Consider the following 15452-nt stretch of genomic DNA (forward strand, 5'->3'; position numbering starts at 1 on the left):
CGGACCGGTGACGAACGACACACGCATCTGGACGGACGTTGATTTCGACAAAGACGGCAAGCAGATCTCGTGCCTGCGATTGCCGTTTTCGAGTGACCGTTCCGCCTATGGCACCATTCCGATCCCGATCGTCTGCATCAGGAATGGTGTCGGCCCGACCGCTCTTCTGATATCAGGCAATCATGGCGACGAGTATGAAGGCCAGGTTGCGCTGAGCAAGCTCGCCCGGCAGCTCGATGCCGGCGAACTCCGCGGCCGCATCATCATCCTGCCGGCATTGAACTATCCCGCGGTCGACGCAGGCAGACGCGTGTCGCCGCTCGATCAGGGCAATCTCAACCGGATGTTTCCCGGCGACGCCAATGGCTCGCCGACTGACATGATCGCCCACTATGTCTCCGAGGTGCTGCTGCCGCTCGCTGACATCGTCATCGACCTGCATTCCGGTGGCACCTCGCTGCTTTATCTTCCCTGCTGCCTGATCCGCGTGGGCAAGACTGCTGCCGAGACGGCACGGCTCGTCGAGCTCATGCATGTCTTCGGCGCTCCCATCGGCTCGATCAGCGACGGTTCGGGCGGCGGTGGCGCCACAACCCTGTCGGCGACAGCTCAGGCGCTTGGCATTCCTGCCCTGACCACCGAACTGGGCGGCGGGGCGTCACTGTCACGGGCGGGTGAAAAGCTCGCGCGCGACGGGGTGCTGCGTGTGCTGAAGCATATGGGCATCCTGCCCGACGCCATCGTCGAGCCGGCAGGGCCGACACGATCCATGCGGGTCGATGGCAGGCAGGCCTTCACCTATGCGCCCGTCAGAGGGATATTCGAGCCTGCCGTGGCGGTGGGAGACGAGGTTCAGGCCGGAGATATTGCCGGCACAATTCATCCGACTGCTGGGCCGTCGGAGCCTGCCAGGTCAGTTCACTTCGCGCAGTCTGGCCTTGTCGCCTGTCAACGTGCTCCGGCACTGACCGAGCCCGGAGATTGCCTGTTCAAGCTTGTGGTGGACATGCCGCTGCCCCAAGTCCCTCGCATCAATTTAGCCGCATGATTAGGGATCACGCCCAACAGGTAGATCCCATTGGCGTTACATTCCTGGAAAAGATCGACGGAAGGCCCGCCAATCAAGTTGCTGATCATCGGCGGGATCATTAGATTCATCGCCTTTCCACTAGGCGGCGCACGGCTCCAAGACGGCGTCGCGGCGAATTGAGTTTCCGCGAAGTTCATACAGAGAGGCGCTCTCAGCGCACCTGGTGCGTCGCCGGCCAGGTTGCATTTGCCGCCAGAGCCCGCAGCTGGACTAGATGCCGCCCATGCAGAGATACTTCATCTCAAGGTAGTCCTCGAGCCCGTGGCGGGAACCCTCGCGCCCGATACCGGACTGTTTGATCCCTCCAAAAGGGGCAGCTTCGGAGGACATTCGTCCTGTGTTGATGCCCACCATGCCGTATTCCAAAGCTTCGGCCACGCGCCAGACGCGTTTCAGGTTGGAAGCATAGAAATAGGCTGCGAGGCCGTAGATGGTGTCGTTGGCGTCACGAACGACATGATCGGCATCTTCAAAGCGAATGATGGGTGCCAACGGTCCGAAAGTCTCCTCTTGTGCCACTGTCGTGTCTCTGGAGATTTCAGTGAGGATCGTCGGTTGGAAAAACGTACCCTCGCTGCCGATCCGATTGCCCCCGCATCGAACGACGCCACCATTTGCGACGGCATCGGCGATATGGGATTCGATCTTTGCCAGAGCACGCTTGTCGATCAATGGGCCGATCGCTACGCCCGGATCAAAGCCGTCACCGACTGAAAGCTGGCGAACCTTCTTCGTGAATTTGTCGACGAATTCTTCGTGAACGCCCGATTGGACGTAAAGGCGGTTTGCCGAAACGCACGTCTGGCCTGCGTTGCGGAACTTTGCCTGGATCGCGCCGTCAACTGCAGCGTCGATATCGGCATCGTCAAAGACGATGAAGGGTGCGTTGCCACCTAACTCGAGACTGACTTTCTTGATTTGATCCGAGCATTGCCGCATCAGGAGCCGGCCGACTTCAGTGGAGCCCGTAAAACTGATCTTGCGGACCTTAGGGTTGGAGCAGAGTTCGCGGCCGACAGCGTCGCCTTCTGAAGCATAAACCAGGTTGATGACACCATTGGGAAAGCCGGCCTGGTGGGCGAGCGCGAACATTGCGCCAGCCACGAGCGGCGTCTGTTCGGCAGGCTTGAAGACGATCGTGCAGCCGGCAGCCAGGGCTGGTGATATCTTGCGCGCCACCATCGAGGCCGGAAAATTCCATGGTGTTATTGTGCCGACAACGCCGATAGGTTGCTTGATCACCAGCATGCGCCGGTCTGTCGACGGCGCGGAGATCGTCTCCCCATAGATGCGATTGGCCTCTTCGGCGTACCACTGCAGATACGCAGCCGCATGCGCCACCTCTGACCTGGCTTCCGCAAATGGCTTGCCCATCTCTGCAGTGAGAATGGCAGCCAGATCGTCGGTGTGATCGACAATCAGTTGATGCCAGCGCCAAAGCATGTCGCTGCGCTCTCGAGCGGTCAACGCTGCCCATTCAGGCTGGGCGATATAAGCCTTGTCGATTGCGGCACGCGTTTCCTCAACGCCCATGTCGGGAATTTCAGCCAACAACTCGCCCGTCGATGGATTAAAGACCTCGAAAGTCCGATCGCTGGCACGCGTGGGGAGGTCCGACACGTTGTCGACGTCGACAAAGAGGTGGGCAGATTTCAGATGTCGGATCATCGGCAGGCGCAAGGGCAATACCAGCTCCTCCCTAAAGTGGCGTTCTGTTAGCTGGATGTTATGTATGCGGCAAGCGTTCGGCTTGGCATAGAGCCTCCCCGATCGGCAGGTAGACCCACGGTAGCCATTTTTTGGAGAACGGGTGACGGCCCGGTGTCCTTCGCGAGTGTGTGGGAAGAGGCCGGATCCGCAGTCCGTTCTCCGTGTAGCTGCTCGACACGGGATACAGCGCGCAGGAAAGATCTTGGGCCAGAGCTTCGCTCTACATACGAAGCCTGCCGGTGCGTTACTCCTAAAGCTTCGGCCTATTCGAGAAACGATGGTTACGCCGGAAGCGAGCACGGGGAGCGCGATTGAGCAGTTCCGATTGACGGCCGTTAGGCGACCATGGTGGCGATGTCGCCCGTCATGATATTTTCGCGACCGATGCGGCCATCTGATGTAGCGCCAGTGAGACGAAAGCCGCAGCTGTGGTAAAGGGCAGCGGCCGGTTCATTTTCAGCATTCACTGCCAACATAAGCTGCGAAACCGTAGGGCGGCTTTCAGTCACCCATTGTGCAGCCTTCCGAACGGTAGCGGCGCCAATGCCCTGGCGCAGGAACTGAGAGCCGATGCGAAAATTGTGCAACGTCATTACATCGGGCGATGCCCAGCTAGGGAGTGCTGGCGCTTTTGTCTGAGGACGAAGAAGCCAACAGCATTTTCACGGTGGACTACCATGAAGGGGTTGACGGCCTCAGGATATGGACTGCTGCGCAGGTGCTCACTGATCTGCCATGCGTGACCGCCGGAAAACGCCTGTTGGTCTTCGTTCACACATATCGCAGAGGAGAGGTGCGCGTCGGAGAGTAGAAGCTTGCGGAGATGCAGCTGCATATGTGACGCCTCTTTCTGGCTATGGCCCAACGACTTCAGTCGCACGAACTGGCGGGAGCGTGTCGGGCGGATGGAGCACCGATCCCTCAATGTCGTAAAAGCGCTTGGTGCTTTCGAGCGCGGCCTGGGACACCTCGATGAGTGCACCGACTATCTCGCAGTCTTCGCGCTGCAACCGTTCACCAAGAACCTCCACCTTCCAGCCCAGTGTCCTCAGGCGGTCCGGCCAGAACGCTTCGCACACGACGCTGATCTTTCGAATCCCCAACCGCAGGCTTACTTCCAGCAAACCGCAAAGCACCTCCCCTGCTGGGCGTGCGGATTTGCCTGTAGTACGGTGCGGAAATGCGATGAAGAAGCGGGTCCATTCATAGATGTCAGGTGCCCGAGGCGCCGAGCCATTGGCGAGTTGTGGGAAGACATCGCCTAGCAGGTGGGGCTGGGTCGTTGGAACCAACCTGGATCCGCCTATCACGTCGCCAGCGCTATCCAGAGCAAGCAGATAAATGGCATGCTCCGTATCGAACGCGTCCATCTCGATGTCGATGGGACGTGCAAGTGCCTGCCACTTTCGCTCGATGACGTAGATTTCATGACGCAGTTGAAAATGCCGCTCCAGCTGTTCCTGGAAGAGCGCTTTGTTTGACCAATCGACAATGACGATACGACCCATGGCGACCTCCTGCCTGTTTGTAGTGAGCCGGAGCGTTTGTCGCTATCGCACAACGTGGTCATTGCCAGCTTGTATTTCACCAGATGACATCCCTTTTGAAATGGCTCGTGAGACGTTGTTCGCGTCAAGCTTTTCGCGGATGTGGCGAAGATGCGACTGAACTGTAAATTTTGACACGTTCAAGATAATCGCAATTTCTCGCGCCGACTTGCCGCCGGCGCTCAACTGGAGGACTTCGGCTTCTCTTGGTCCGAGGGTCGGCCAGCATTCGGAATCAACGCGCCCTTCAAGCCGACAAATCGTTTGAAAGGCCTTCAAACACAGAGCTTCAACCAGAGGCCGCTCAGACGGAGATAATTCTATTCGGTCCCCCGCTGCGGTCACAACCGCAGCTCCGCGGAAGGGAATATGGATTGGGACGCAGAGCCCGTCTTTCATTGCGAAATCTCTCGCCTCGTCCATCACCAACTTTGCGCGTGGCAACATGAGCTCCGGCTGCAAATCGCTCCAGAGGAAAGGAAAAGCCCCTCGCCTGCATCGGCCGACACAGGGGTCATATTCAAAATGTTCCTGCTCGACATAGCGACAGAACCATTCCTGACGCCACCCATCACAGAGGATCTCGCGGTGCCAGTGTCGATCCTGGGGAACGGGGAGGCCACTGATCAGGAGGTCACTGAAGCCATAGCGCGCAAGATATCCTTGGAGAGATTTGAGGACGTCGGCTGTCGTCTTGGCCTCGGCAATCTCGGAGGCGGCCTGCCCCAGTTTAAGGATTTGCCTTTGTTCTTCGGTTTGTATCGTCGGCATTTGCGCGCCCTGACAGCATTGAAGAAGCAATGATAATTGATCAGATAGCAAGGCACAATCTAACAAAAATTATTATGTTCGGTATGAATTACGGTATGAGAAGTAGAATTGCCGATTAAGTCAATGGCCATTTTTTGTCTTAGGTGATGCTTTCTTAGCAATCTAAGATAACTTAATTTTATGCACCGTGGCGCGGGTCGAGCGTGGCGTCGGCATCGACCATCGGGCACTGCGATCCAGCCCTCAAGCTGCGTGTCAGCTGTGGCCGTAGGCGCTGTTGTGATTGTCATGCATATATTACGTAATGTTAATATGTTCTTCAGCGAGCTCTGTCAGCATCTGGAGTATCACAATAGCATCAGGGAGAGCTCGCGATGTACCACCCGTCTTCTTCGATCATCCGGGCGCTAGCAATCGCATCGTCAATAGTGCTCCTTGCGCTGTCTGGGGCCCAGTCGGAAGACGGTAAACTCCCGTCCCCCAAAGGGCTTCCGATCCTGACAATCGAAGGTAACATTGGTGTCACCAATGCGAGTGGCAGTGCCCAGTTTGACCGCGCCATGCTTGAGGACATGGGGCTGACGTCAATCGACACCAAGACGCCGTGGTTTACCGGTATGCATAAATTTGAGGGTGTGCCTCTTGATCGGATCATGAAGCTCATTGCAGCCCACGGGAAAGAGGTCGTCGCAGTCGCGCTCAACGACTATAGCACGACAATCCCGTTAAAGGATTTTGCAGACTATGGCGTACTCCTGGCGCTCAAACGTGACGGTCAATATATGCCCGTCAGCGACAAGGGCCCGCTTTTCATTGTCTACCCTTACGATCGTGATCCCGAGCTTCAGAGCCAAAAATTCTATTCGCGCTCGGTATGGCAACTATCCCGTCTGATCGTACAATAGGACCTCTACGACATGGGCCCGTTGTTAGCGCTGGGCGCCCGGCGTGTGTTCGCATTTCATCTGCTGAAAACACTCCTGATCACTACCATTGCCGCATTCGCTATTGCCGCCGCCTATTTGTCTTTCGTGATATTTGAACGTCAGGCGTCGATCGGCCAACTCTCCCGCTACGACGTAGCCTGGAATGCCAGCCAAGGGATGAATGAGTATCTGCGGCTATACCAGCGCGTGACAGCACTTGTAGTTTCCCCAAATGAGCCACTCGCGACGGAGGCGCAACTCCGTTTCGATATCTTGAAGGGGCGGCTAGGCCTCTACACAAGCGGTCAATTCCAGCAATTCGTGACCGAGACAGCAAAGCGGGAGGCGATCGTCAGGCGGCTGTCCGAGCTTATCAGGCTGTTGGATGAAATGATGGGCCGCATTGGCGAGCCTGAAACCGCCAGATCCGTATTGCAGTTAATGGCACCACTGGAAGCTGATCTCATTGGCCTGGCCTCGGAAGCCAACCAATACAGCGCCACCCAGATGGCGAAGGTCGACACCGAACTCTTACAGCTCCACAGCACCTTCTCCGCAGTTGCAGTTGGCTTCTTCGTTTGCAGTCTAGCGTTTATCGGCCTGCTTGGATGGCACAATCGCCTGCTAACGCATACGTATGACGCCCTGAACACCGTATACGCGGATCTCCGGCGTACCTCACATGACCTGGAAACTGCAAACGCTGCGGTCCTGGAAGCCAATCACGCGCTTGCAACTCAGAACGGTCTGTTCGACGCAGCTTTAAGCAACATGTCACACGGGCTGTGTATGTTCGATGCCGATCAACGGCTGATTGTGAGCAATGGCAAGTTTGCCGCCATGTATGGCATTCCGCCGGATAGCCTTGCGCCAGGAATGACGCCGGAACAGATCACGAGAGGCTCGGTACAAGCCGGGACCTTGACGCAACAAAGCGCTGAGCTTGTCTACTGGAAACAGCAGCAGCTGATCGATCAGCGCAAGCCCGGCAGCTTGCTGCAGAAGCTTGCCGACGGCCGAATTGTGTCGATCTGCCATCAACCCATGGAGACTGGCGGTTGGGTCGCCACCTACGAAGACATCACCGAACGTCACCAATCGGAAGAACGCATCGCCTATATGGCGCGCCATGATCCCCTAACAGGACTTCCAAATCGTTTGCTACTTCGCGAGCGTTTGGAACAAATCCTGGCGCAAGGTCACAGTCATCAACAAAACACTGCGGTCTTGTGCCTTGATCTGGATAACTTCAAGAACGTGAACGACACGCTCGGCCATCCTGTTGGTGACGCCTTGCTGCGCGAGGTTGCCGTTCGTATTTCCGGTGTCGTGCGTGATTACGATGTGGTTGCCCGTCTTGGAGGCGACGAATTTCTGGTGGTCCAGCCCGCGGTCGAGAGTGATGAGGCCGGACGGGTGGCACAACGCCTGGTCGCGGCACTTGAAGAGCCGTATCAGCTCGACGGGCATTTGGTTGTTATTGGTGCGAGCATCGGAATTGCACTGGCTTCCGAAACCAACTGCGATCCCGACGACCTGGTGAAGAACGCCGATCTGGCGCTTTATCGTGCCAAAAGTGACGGACGTGGAACCTACGCGTTTTACGAGCCGGAGATGGATGATCGGTTGCAGCGTCGCCGTCTGCTTGAACTCGACCTCCGCGCCGCCGATTTCGACAAGGAGTTTGAGGTCACCTTCCAGCCGATCGTTAATCTTCAAAGCAGGGAAGTCACAACGGTTGAGGCTTTGTTGCGGTGGCCTGGCTACCAGCGTGGGCAAATTTCTCCAGCCGAGTTTATCCCAATTGCTGAAAGCACCGGTGTAATTGTGCAGCTCGGGGCTTGGGTGCTGGAAAACGCCTGCCGAGAGGCGATGAGCTTGCCGGGTGATATCAACGTTGCCGTCAATCTATCACCAAGCCAGTTCAGGCGCGGCAATATCGTTGAAACCGTCTCGAATGTGCTTTCGATAACCGGCCTTGCCGCCAACCGCCTTGAACTCGAAATCACTGAGTCCCTTTTGCTTGACGATAGCAGGGAAACCTTGCTTACGCTAAACCGGCTCCGTTCGCTCGGAGTAACGATCTCGCTCGATGACTTCGGGACGGGTTACTCGTCGCTCAGCTATCTCAGGAACTTTCCTGTCGATAAGGTCAAGATCGACCGCTCCTTTATCGCGGAGATCGTCGGAAATCCCGACCACATGGCTATCGTCAGTGCGATTGTGAACCTTGCCCACGCGCTAGAAATAACCGCGATAGCTGAAGGGGTTGAGACCGAGGACCAGCTGTTGCTTGTTCGTGCCACCGGATGTGACGCAGTACAAGGATACTTCTTCAGTCCACCTCGGCCGGCGGCTCAACTCCGGAAATATCTCCAACAGCAGCACGGAGAGTTCACTCTAGCGTGAGCCTTTTTTCCTGTGCCGCTCCCATTGCGGAATAGTTGAACAATTCGGGGCGGGCTTCCACATCCAAAAGCGAAGGCCTGCGGGAGGGCGTTCGCGACAGGCCCCGCTGGTTGAGCGCCCAGGCGGTTCGGGCCGTTGCCGTGCGCTCCGGCAACGGCGGTGAATGTGTGATTTCATGGATGAGGATCCTAATAGAGAGGTGATTTTCGTTCACGAACATCCTGGGTCCCGGGTCCACAGTCATTGACACTCGGGTTTTCGGCTGATGTGTCGGGCGCACTCGATCCATATCGGAGCGATCATCTTCCGAACGCCAGGCGTCAAGAAGCCGTCCGTAAACTGTTCAAGAGCCACCAGAGCTAGCTGCCTTTCTCCGGCCCGAATAGCTCATCGAGAGCTCCATGCCCCAAAGCACAGCGGGTCAAGAAGCGCCGGTTCTCAGCTTTCTCAGTGAGCACCAAGTAGCCGGTAGTTGAGGTCGAGCCATTGCCATGCCGGCGGTCAGTGCTTCATCAACGCTATCCGTGTAGATCGCTGTTTCAGCTTGTCCGCCAAAATGATTGATCCGTACCAGGCCCCCGCGCTTGCTAATCAGCACACCAACTGAACGCAAACGCTCCCGTACCTCTCCGTATGTCATGGTTTCACCCCAAGCTTGACCCAGAAATATAAGAGAAGCCTAAAGTTTTAGCGAAGGCAATACTTCAGACTCTCCGTAGCTTGGCGTTGGGTGGCTGCGAGCAGTAAACGGAAGCCAGACTAAAGGGCGCGCCAGCTGCTTCCTTTGGGGGTTGGCGGGACGCAGCTGGCGCTGGGCTCTGTCAACGGCTTGTGTGATTGGGCAAATCAAGCGGAGAGCTTGCGCGGCAAATTAGTGACGGCTAACGCAACGTCAACCAACGCTTGCGTGCGGTGAGACGTTGTGTGCAACCCTTCATGGCAAGGTTGCACATATTGAAGCCGGCACGACGATGAAAGGATATCCACCGAGTTATCGAGGGTGACTGCAATGTGCGGTTTGCCAAAGACAGATCCCTTGGCCAGGACGGGATCACCGGGAAATTTGTAAGCCTGCCAAAACCTGCAGCCCGGGGCGAGAATGACCAGGCACTTGGAAAGCGTTGTCAATTTAATTGGCCAATCTATCAGCCAAGTATAGACGCCGCAGCCAGCCATATCTAGGCCGATCTAGAGCGGACAACGCGTGCAGCGGTACCAGCGCCTCGGGCGAGTGGCACGTGGTCTTTCACTGCCTGTATATTCGTCTCCCTAGGGCTTTGCCGAGATTAGGTTGGGTTACGCGCGTGAGGCGGTGAACGAATACCCTGCCCGGCTGAAACCTGTAAGTCATGCTTCGGCAGGTCCAGGTCGGCCATCGTGTAAGTGCGAAGTTCGCTGGTCGAAACGTTATCGAGCCTACGGAATTGCCCCTCTGCGACATCGCCTTTGTTCGGACAGCTCGAGCGGTGTGAAACCTCGATTCTCGCGCTCTAGGTTGTCCGTTCGGGATGGACAGACCGTTCAACACCCCATAAGTAGCCGCCCAAGCCCATTTCGCCATCGATCGTGCTCACAGGAACAGGATTGCTGAACCGAAGCTTGGGAGTCACGGAGCCACTGCAACATCCGCGTAGGTCGCGGAGCGGCGGATACCGGCCTCCGTGGACGCTTCAGTCGATGCTTTTTAGCAAACTGGGGCTTTGCTAGCTGGCGTTCGGCTGCGAAAGACCAGTTTTGCCAGCAGTCGTCGAGGCGGATCGGCTTGGCCTCATCGCACAGGAAGCATCGAGTTGTCCTACGCAGTAAGAGAGATCTTCCACACACTCCAGGGTGAGGGCTGCAATGCCGGGCGCGCGGCTGTATTTTGCCGGTTTGCCGGCTGCAATCTGTGGTCGGGGCGCGAAGTCGATCGGGCCAAGGCCATCTGCCAATTCTGCGATACCGATTTTGTCGGCATGGACGGGCCTGGGGGCGGCCGGTTTGCCGATGCGGAGTCCCTGGCCGATGCGATAGCACAGACTTGGGGCGACGGCACGGAGGGCCGCTTTGTTGTACTGACCGGCGGGGAGCCGCTGCTTCAGCTTGACCAGGCTCTGATCGCAGCGCTGCACACGAGAGGCTTTGAAATCTCGATCGAGACAAATGGAACGATCGTAGCTCCCGAAGGTATCGACTGGATTTGCGTTAGTCCCAAGGCGGGGGCGGAACTGCGCCAGCGGGCGGGCGACGAGCTCAAGTTTGTATTTCCCCAGGCCGGGGTCAATCTGCGGGACTTCCTCGGCCTTTCGTTCGAGCACTTCTGGCTTCAGCCGATGGATGGGCCAGATCGCGCCGCCAATACCGCCGCCGCAGTTGCATACTGCCTCGCCAATCCGTCATGGCGGCTGAGCCTTCAGACCCATAAACTGATCGGTATTCCATGAGATCGCTGCTTTCGATATTCCGTGGTTTTTCCGGCAATCCCAGGCGGGACCGCTAAGATGTTCTACACCTCGAGCAAGACCTACGGCCATGCGAGCGGGCTCTCGTGTGCGTTCCGGCAATGGCGGGCCAAAAGCCATTGCCGTTTCCTGCACGGATATGCGCTTGCGGTACGCATCGATTTCGAGGCAAGCGAGCTGGACGAGCAGGGCTGGGTCGTCGATTTCGGCGGGTTGCGTACGTTCAAGGCCTGGCTCGAGCAAACGTTCGATCACAAAACCCTGGTAGCGACCGACGACCCCCTACTTCCATCCTTCCGAGATCTCCATGAGGTCGGCGCCATCGACCTCGTCGAGGTGCCTGCCGTCGGATGCGAGAAGTTTGCCCGGATGATCTTCCATCGCGCCGAAGCCTGGCTGGATGAAAACGGGCTCGCACCGCGCTGCAGGGTTAGTCTGGTGGAAGTCCGGGAGCACGAAGGCAACGCCGCCATCTTTCGACCGTCGAATTCGGGCGTGGCCCATCCACGGGATGATCAGTGATGAGTGACGAAAAAGCACTTGTCCTTTTCTCTGGCGGGCAAGATTCGACGACCTGTCTTGCCTGGGCACTGGACCGGTTCCAACACGTCGAGACGATAGGGTTCGACTATGGCCAGCGCCATCGTGTCGAACTCGACGTTCGGCAACCCGTACTGACGGCAATCGGCAAGCTGTTCCCCAGATGGGGCGAGCGCTTGGGATCAGATCACCTGTTGGAGATGGGGCTGCTCGGTCAGATCAGCGACACCGCACTGACGGAGGAGGCCGAGATTAAGATGCGGGCAGATGGCCTACCCACCACCTTTGTGCCGGGCCGCAACCTGCTGTTTCTCACTTTTGCCGCCGCCCTCGCCTATCGCCGTGGCATCAAACATCTGGTTACCGGGGTGTGCGAAACCGACTTCTCGGGTTATCCCGATTGCCGCGACGATACGATGAAGGCAATGCAACTGGCGCTCAACCTGGGCATGGACACGCGGTTTGTCATGCACACGCCGCTGATGTGGATCGATAAGGCCGAAACTTGGGCGCTCGCCGAGGATCTCGGAGGCCAGGAGTTTGTCGATCTGATCAGGGTGGAAACCCATACGTGCTACACCGGTGATCGTGCCCACCAACATGCCTGGGGACGCGGTTGCGGCACATGTCCAGCATGCGAGCTTCGCCGCGATGGCTGGCTGAAATTTAATCGTGTCGACGCGCACCTTCTTGTCCCCTAAAATTACCCCCAAGCTTATTCACTAAGATTTAACAACTGTCCCGCAAACTTATGTTAGTGGATCCTTAAAAATCCGCCACCTGTGGGAATCGAACCCCAATGCCCCGTCATCGAAAGGTGGCGGGGCGTTTTGTAACGGGATTGACGCAGACCCCACTGCGGCAGAGGCCTTCTCCTCCATTGCTCAAAGAAAAACCCCGGCCAAACAAACAGCGGGGCTTACAGGAAGGATTTCCGCGCCAATTAGCGGGCTGACAATTTGAATGGAAGCAGTGGAATTTATCAAACTTTGAACCAACAGCCTCTCCCGCCGGATTTTACAACGACATACGCTCAGACCAGTCTTTGCATGGTTTTCACGCAAGCCTCTGGCTTCACATCGTGCAATCCTCTTTAATGGCTAGCGTTGCGCCCGCAGCACTGCCCCAAGACCGGCAATGAAAAGCCCGTCACCTCACGATGACGGGCCTCCGTTGCCTGGGCGCTTTCGCGCCGCGGTACTCAATACACGCCCGCAGATGCTCAGGATGCATCGTCAGCAATCAATATTAGACTAAACCAAAAAGCGCTGCCACCTGGCAATGGATGACACCTGACGACAGCACACGACCTAGGGGCCACGGCAGTCGCGCGCCCTACGCAGATGTTCGCCAAGTTTCGATTGGCAGCTATGGGCGCGCCATTCCCAAAAAGTTTCGACACCGCGATGTCAGGGTTACGACGTGCGCCCAGACTAAGTTCAAACCGTCCAAGCATCTGCCTGAGCCGTAAGTTCTGGTCGCTGAAGTGTTCGACCAATTGCTGCTTGAGGCGCTTATTCTCCGTATCAAGCGCGGCAATTTCGTCCAGAGAGACTGGTTCAGCGGTAGTCTCGGATCGCGCGTTTTGATCCTCGCTCTTCCGGGCCGGCTGCGAGCGTTCGACGCGTCTTGGAGTGCGCGTCGATAACTTTCGAGGCTGTGGCACAGAGAGCTTGTCATGCACTTCGGCAACAGATCCCGCTTCTACCCAGTCGACATCGACAGACAGTGCCTTTATGTTCGGACTTTCGGCGAGCGGATTCGCAGCTTGAACAGCGTCGACAACAGCTGCGTCGTTTGCAGAGCCCAAATCAATCGAGCCAGGCGTTGTGATTGCACCTGCACTGACCACATCTCGTGTTCCGCCTGAACGCTTCAAATCGGAGGGCTGATCTTCGACTTCACGGGCGAACGCCTTTAGGTCTGTGTCTCCCCAAATCGAGTTTGTCCGCGTCTTTGACAGTCGCCGCGGCGACTTGAACTCATCAACGAATTTCCGTTGTGGTGTCTTCATTCTCAATCCCAAGCAATTCGCAAAAGGCTAGGCGCCCGTCAGCGCCACTGCAACCTGCGAAGGGCATACAGGGCGTCGCTGCGCGTGACAACCGACAGCATGGCTGCGTCGCTCTTCACTACAGCCACCGCATTTTGATGGTCGTCATGCTTTGGCTGGCTAATCTAAGTCTTGGCTGAAGCGCGGCCAGCTCGCCAGTACGATAGGCAAGAAAACAGCCTGGCTGTGCCTTTTATGCTGATTGTTCCAGGCCCAACCTCTTGCGCAGCTCGACATTTTCCGCCCGCAATTTTTCTGCCAATTGCCCCCGAAGCTTCTGATTTTCCGCTTCGAGCTGAACCAGCTCGGCCAACTCATGACCACCAGAAACGGCCTTCGCAACCTTCTTGGCGGCAGGCGCTCCATTGCGTTTCCACCGATAGTAGGCCGGTACCGATATTCCGGCGCTCTTGATCGCCTCATGCAGGGTGGCCGTCCCCTTGGCGACTTGCGTGCCGATCAGAGTGAGCTTCTCAGCTCTCTCACGTTCGCTGTACGTCTTGCGCTGTGAGCCCTGCGTCTTAGCTGTAGTAGTCGTTGATGCAGTAGGAACAGTTTCGGCAAGTGCCTTTTCACGCTTTGGCGATCTCTGCTTTTTGGTCGTTTTTGCTTTCACACCGTCAACCGCTTCAACACCCGAAGCCGCAGCCACGTTATTATTCTCGTCAGCCATTTGTGGGTTCCTCTTTTGCCATCAGCGTTTCTCGACCGAGTGGCAAATAGAGTTAACACGTCCAAGAAACGGCCTTCAAACCAGAGTCTGCAATTGCGATCGGAGGCTGCGGGCTCTTGGCTAGATAATTCCCTTGTCCTTTGCGATTGAAACGGCATGCGTCAAATTAGTCGCGTCAAGCTTCTTGCGGGCATTATCTAGGTAGAATTGGACGGTTCGGTATTGAAGATTTGTTATGAGTGAGATCTCTCGCATGTACTTTCCTTTCGCTGCCCATTTCAAACAGACCGCCTCTTGAGACCTCAGGGTCAGAGAGCAACTCATCAAGTCGCTATCCGCGATCGCCCGCAGCCGGTGGTGTATATAGAGAACGGCCTGTTCCGCGCGAACGACACTGCCAGGGTTATCGTGGAAATTTCTCGCACTCGCAGATATCAGCGAGGGCATCAGGATGGTTCCATAACTGCCTTGGACGGGAATCGACAGGCCAGAACATACGCCGTACTGCTTGGCCATGGCCCGAAACCGCTTCTCCTCAGCCGTAAGATAACGGCTTGGCCAATCCTGAGCAGACCACGTGAACATCTGCATGAGCCGCTTTGCCATCGTCACGACCGGGTCGATGCGCGCAAATTGGCTTTGCAGATACGCATGCTGCCACTCGTGCGGAAAGCTGTTGATTGTGGAAATCTCTTTTGAATTTATCTCGAAATAGGCGAAGCGTTCGAAGCCGCAGGCAAGCGAGAATGACGTCAACGCACTGCAGATCGAACGGTGGTCATTCGATGTGTCGATAGCATCGATAAGTGCCGTGATCTGTCCGTCCAAGTGTCTTTCTCCGGGATCAGAGCTTGTTGCGTCACAGCGCGTAACGCCAGAAAAACGACCGGTACCGGATGGAAAAAGACATACAATCGCACAATGTGGCTATTGACGTCATATAGGCGGCGGATGCTCCGTGTTTGGCCCATCGCCGACTTCAAGAATTACACCACCCCTGCCCTATCCGCGGCGAATGACCGCGAACTTGGACGCGCCTGTCGTCGTCGTCGTTCCACAGCCGTTGTTGATAACCGTGCCAGGAACTGCCCTTCATGTTGTAGGACTGGGTCCTATTCTGGCCACCGTCTTTTGATCGGTGAAGACTGCAAAGCCGTTCGAAGCGGATAGCCGCAAGCGGGCCTGGACTTGCAATATCGTTCGCCTGCTTTACCAGTTCGGCCCGAACGGACGTGGCGAAACTGGTAGACGCAAGAGACTTAAAATCTCTCAGCCTCGGCTATGCGGGTTCG

The 15452-nt window shown here is 56.8% G+C and carries 14 protein-coding genes; 6 read left to right on the forward strand and 8 right to left on the reverse strand.

Annotation, left to right across the window (positions count from 1 at the left end; genetic code table 11):
* Nucleotides 1–7 precede the first annotated feature (7 nt).
* Nucleotides 8–1048, forward strand: coding sequence for a succinylglutamate desuccinylase/aspartoacylase family protein (locus tag IG197_RS31450; RefSeq protein ID WP_192320737.1), 1041 nt, complete (start codon nt 8–10; stop codon nt 1046–1048).
* 252 nt (nt 1049–1300) lie between these two features.
* Here IG197_RS31450 and IG197_RS31455 read toward each other — a convergent pair whose 3' ends face one another.
* The 5 genes from IG197_RS31455 to IG197_RS31475 form a co-directional block, all read right to left on the reverse strand.
* On the reverse strand, nt 1301–2758 hold the full coding sequence (locus tag IG197_RS31455) for an NAD-dependent succinate-semialdehyde dehydrogenase (protein ID WP_192320975.1): 1458 nt from the start codon (nt 2756–2758) through the stop codon (nt 1301–1303).
* A gap of 377 nt (nt 2759–3135) precedes the next feature.
* Nucleotides 3136–3393: an N-acetyltransferase gene (locus IG197_RS31460; RefSeq protein ID WP_192320739.1), complete on the reverse strand. Its 258-nt coding sequence runs from the start codon at nt 3391–3393 to the stop codon at nt 3136–3138.
* Nucleotides 3393–3635 carry a hypothetical protein gene (locus IG197_RS31465; RefSeq protein WP_192320741.1) on the reverse strand — a complete coding sequence of 81 codons (243 nt, stop codon included), beginning with the start codon at nt 3633–3635 and terminating at the stop codon, nt 3393–3395. The genes IG197_RS31460 and IG197_RS31465 overlap by 1 nt, the downstream gene beginning before the upstream one ends.
* 19 nt (nt 3636–3654) lie before the next feature.
* Nucleotides 3655–4308, reverse strand: coding sequence for an acyl-homoserine-lactone synthase (locus tag IG197_RS31470; protein WP_192320743.1), 654 nt, complete (start codon nt 4306–4308; stop codon nt 3655–3657).
* 42 nt (nt 4309–4350) lie between these two features.
* Nucleotides 4351–5118, reverse strand: coding sequence for an autoinducer binding domain-containing protein (locus IG197_RS31475; protein ID WP_192320745.1), 768 nt, complete (start codon nt 5116–5118; stop codon nt 4351–4353).
* A gap of 374 nt (nt 5119–5492) precedes the next feature.
* Between IG197_RS31475 and IG197_RS31480 the strand changes: the two genes are divergently transcribed.
* The 5 genes from IG197_RS31480 (at nt 5493) to queC (ending at nt 12135) form a co-directional block, all read left to right on the forward strand.
* Complete coding sequence (locus IG197_RS31480; RefSeq protein WP_192320747.1) at nt 5493–6023, forward strand: molybdopterin-dependent oxidoreductase; 531 nt, start codon at nt 5493–5495, stop codon at nt 6021–6023.
* Nucleotides 6024–6035: 12 nt separating this feature from the next.
* Nucleotides 6036–8453: a bifunctional diguanylate cyclase/phosphodiesterase gene (locus IG197_RS31485; protein WP_246765474.1), complete on the forward strand. Its 2418-nt coding sequence runs from the start codon at nt 6036–6038 to the stop codon at nt 8451–8453.
* A 1790-nt stretch (nt 8454–10243) separates the two neighbouring features.
* Nucleotides 10244–10876 carry a 7-carboxy-7-deazaguanine synthase gene (gene queE, locus IG197_RS31490; protein ID WP_192320749.1) on the forward strand — a complete coding sequence of 211 codons (633 nt, stop codon included), beginning with the start codon at nt 10244–10246 and terminating at the stop codon, nt 10874–10876.
* 57 nt (nt 10877–10933) lie between these two features.
* Nucleotides 10934–11416 carry a 6-carboxytetrahydropterin synthase gene (locus IG197_RS31495; protein WP_192320751.1) on the forward strand — a complete coding sequence of 161 codons (483 nt, stop codon included), beginning with the start codon at nt 10934–10936 and terminating at the stop codon, nt 11414–11416.
* Nucleotides 11416–12135 carry a 7-cyano-7-deazaguanine synthase QueC gene (gene queC, locus IG197_RS31500; protein ID WP_192320753.1) on the forward strand — a complete coding sequence of 240 codons (720 nt, stop codon included), beginning with the start codon at nt 11416–11418 and terminating at the stop codon, nt 12133–12135. Before IG197_RS31495 ends, queC begins: the two co-directional genes overlap by 1 nt.
* 521 nt (nt 12136–12656) lie before the next feature.
* Here queC and IG197_RS31505 read toward each other — a convergent pair.
* The 3 genes from IG197_RS31505 to IG197_RS31515 form a co-directional block, all read right to left on the reverse strand.
* Nucleotides 12657–13448, reverse strand: a complete 792-nt coding sequence (locus tag IG197_RS31505) for a hypothetical protein (RefSeq protein WP_192320755.1) — start codon at nt 13446–13448, stop codon at nt 12657–12659.
* A gap of 232 nt (nt 13449–13680) precedes the next feature.
* A complete protein-coding gene (locus IG197_RS31510; RefSeq protein ID WP_192320756.1) occupies nt 13681–14160 on the reverse strand; it encodes a transcriptional regulator in 480 nt (159 codons plus the stop codon).
* A gap of 120 nt (nt 14161–14280) precedes the next feature.
* Nucleotides 14281–14988, reverse strand: coding sequence for an autoinducer binding domain-containing protein (locus IG197_RS31515; protein ID WP_192320758.1), 708 nt, complete (start codon nt 14986–14988; stop codon nt 14281–14283).
* Nucleotides 14989–15452 lie beyond the last annotated feature (464 nt).

The sequence above is a fragment of the Aminobacter sp. SR38 genome, assembly GCF_014843375.1.
Classification (GTDB): Bacteria; Pseudomonadota; Alphaproteobacteria; order Rhizobiales; family Rhizobiaceae; genus Aminobacter; species Aminobacter ciceronei.

Bases quoted from the DNA above. Each gene is read 5' to 3' on its own strand.
- IG197_RS31465 (WP_192320741.1), bottom strand. From the start codon at position 3,635: ATGCAGCTGCATCTCCGCAAGCTTCTACTCTCCGACGCGCACCTCTCC.
- IG197_RS31480 (WP_192320747.1), top strand. From the start codon at position 5,493: ATGTACCACCCGTCTTCTTCGATCATCCGGGCGCTAGCAATCGCATCG.
- IG197_RS31460 (WP_192320739.1), bottom strand. From the start codon at position 3,393: ATGACGTTGCACAATTTTCGCATCGGCTCTCAGTTCCTGCGCCAGGGC.
- IG197_RS31510 (WP_192320756.1), bottom strand. From the start codon at position 14,160: ATGGCTGACGAGAATAATAACGTGGCTGCGGCTTCGGGTGTTGAAGCG.
- queC (WP_192320753.1), top strand. From the start codon at position 11,416: ATGAGTGACGAAAAAGCACTTGTCCTTTTCTCTGGCGGGCAAGATTCG.
- IG197_RS31495 (WP_192320751.1), top strand. From the start codon at position 10,934: ATGTTCTACACCTCGAGCAAGACCTACGGCCATGCGAGCGGGCTCTCG.
- IG197_RS31475 (WP_192320745.1), bottom strand. From the start codon at position 5,118: ATGCCGACGATACAAACCGAAGAACAAAGGCAAATCCTTAAACTGGGG.
- IG197_RS31470 (WP_192320743.1), bottom strand. From the start codon at position 4,308: ATGGGTCGTATCGTCATTGTCGATTGGTCAAACAAAGCGCTCTTCCAG.
- IG197_RS31455 (WP_192320975.1), bottom strand. From the start codon at position 2,758: ATGATCCGACATCTGAAATCTGCCCACCTCTTTGTCGACGTCGACAAC.
- IG197_RS31485 (WP_246765474.1), top strand. From the start codon at position 6,036: ATGGGCCCGTTGTTAGCGCTGGGCGCCCGGCGTGTGTTCGCATTTCAT.
- IG197_RS31505 (WP_192320755.1), bottom strand. From the start codon at position 13,448: ATGAAGACACCACAACGGAAATTCGTTGATGAGTTCAAGTCGCCGCGG.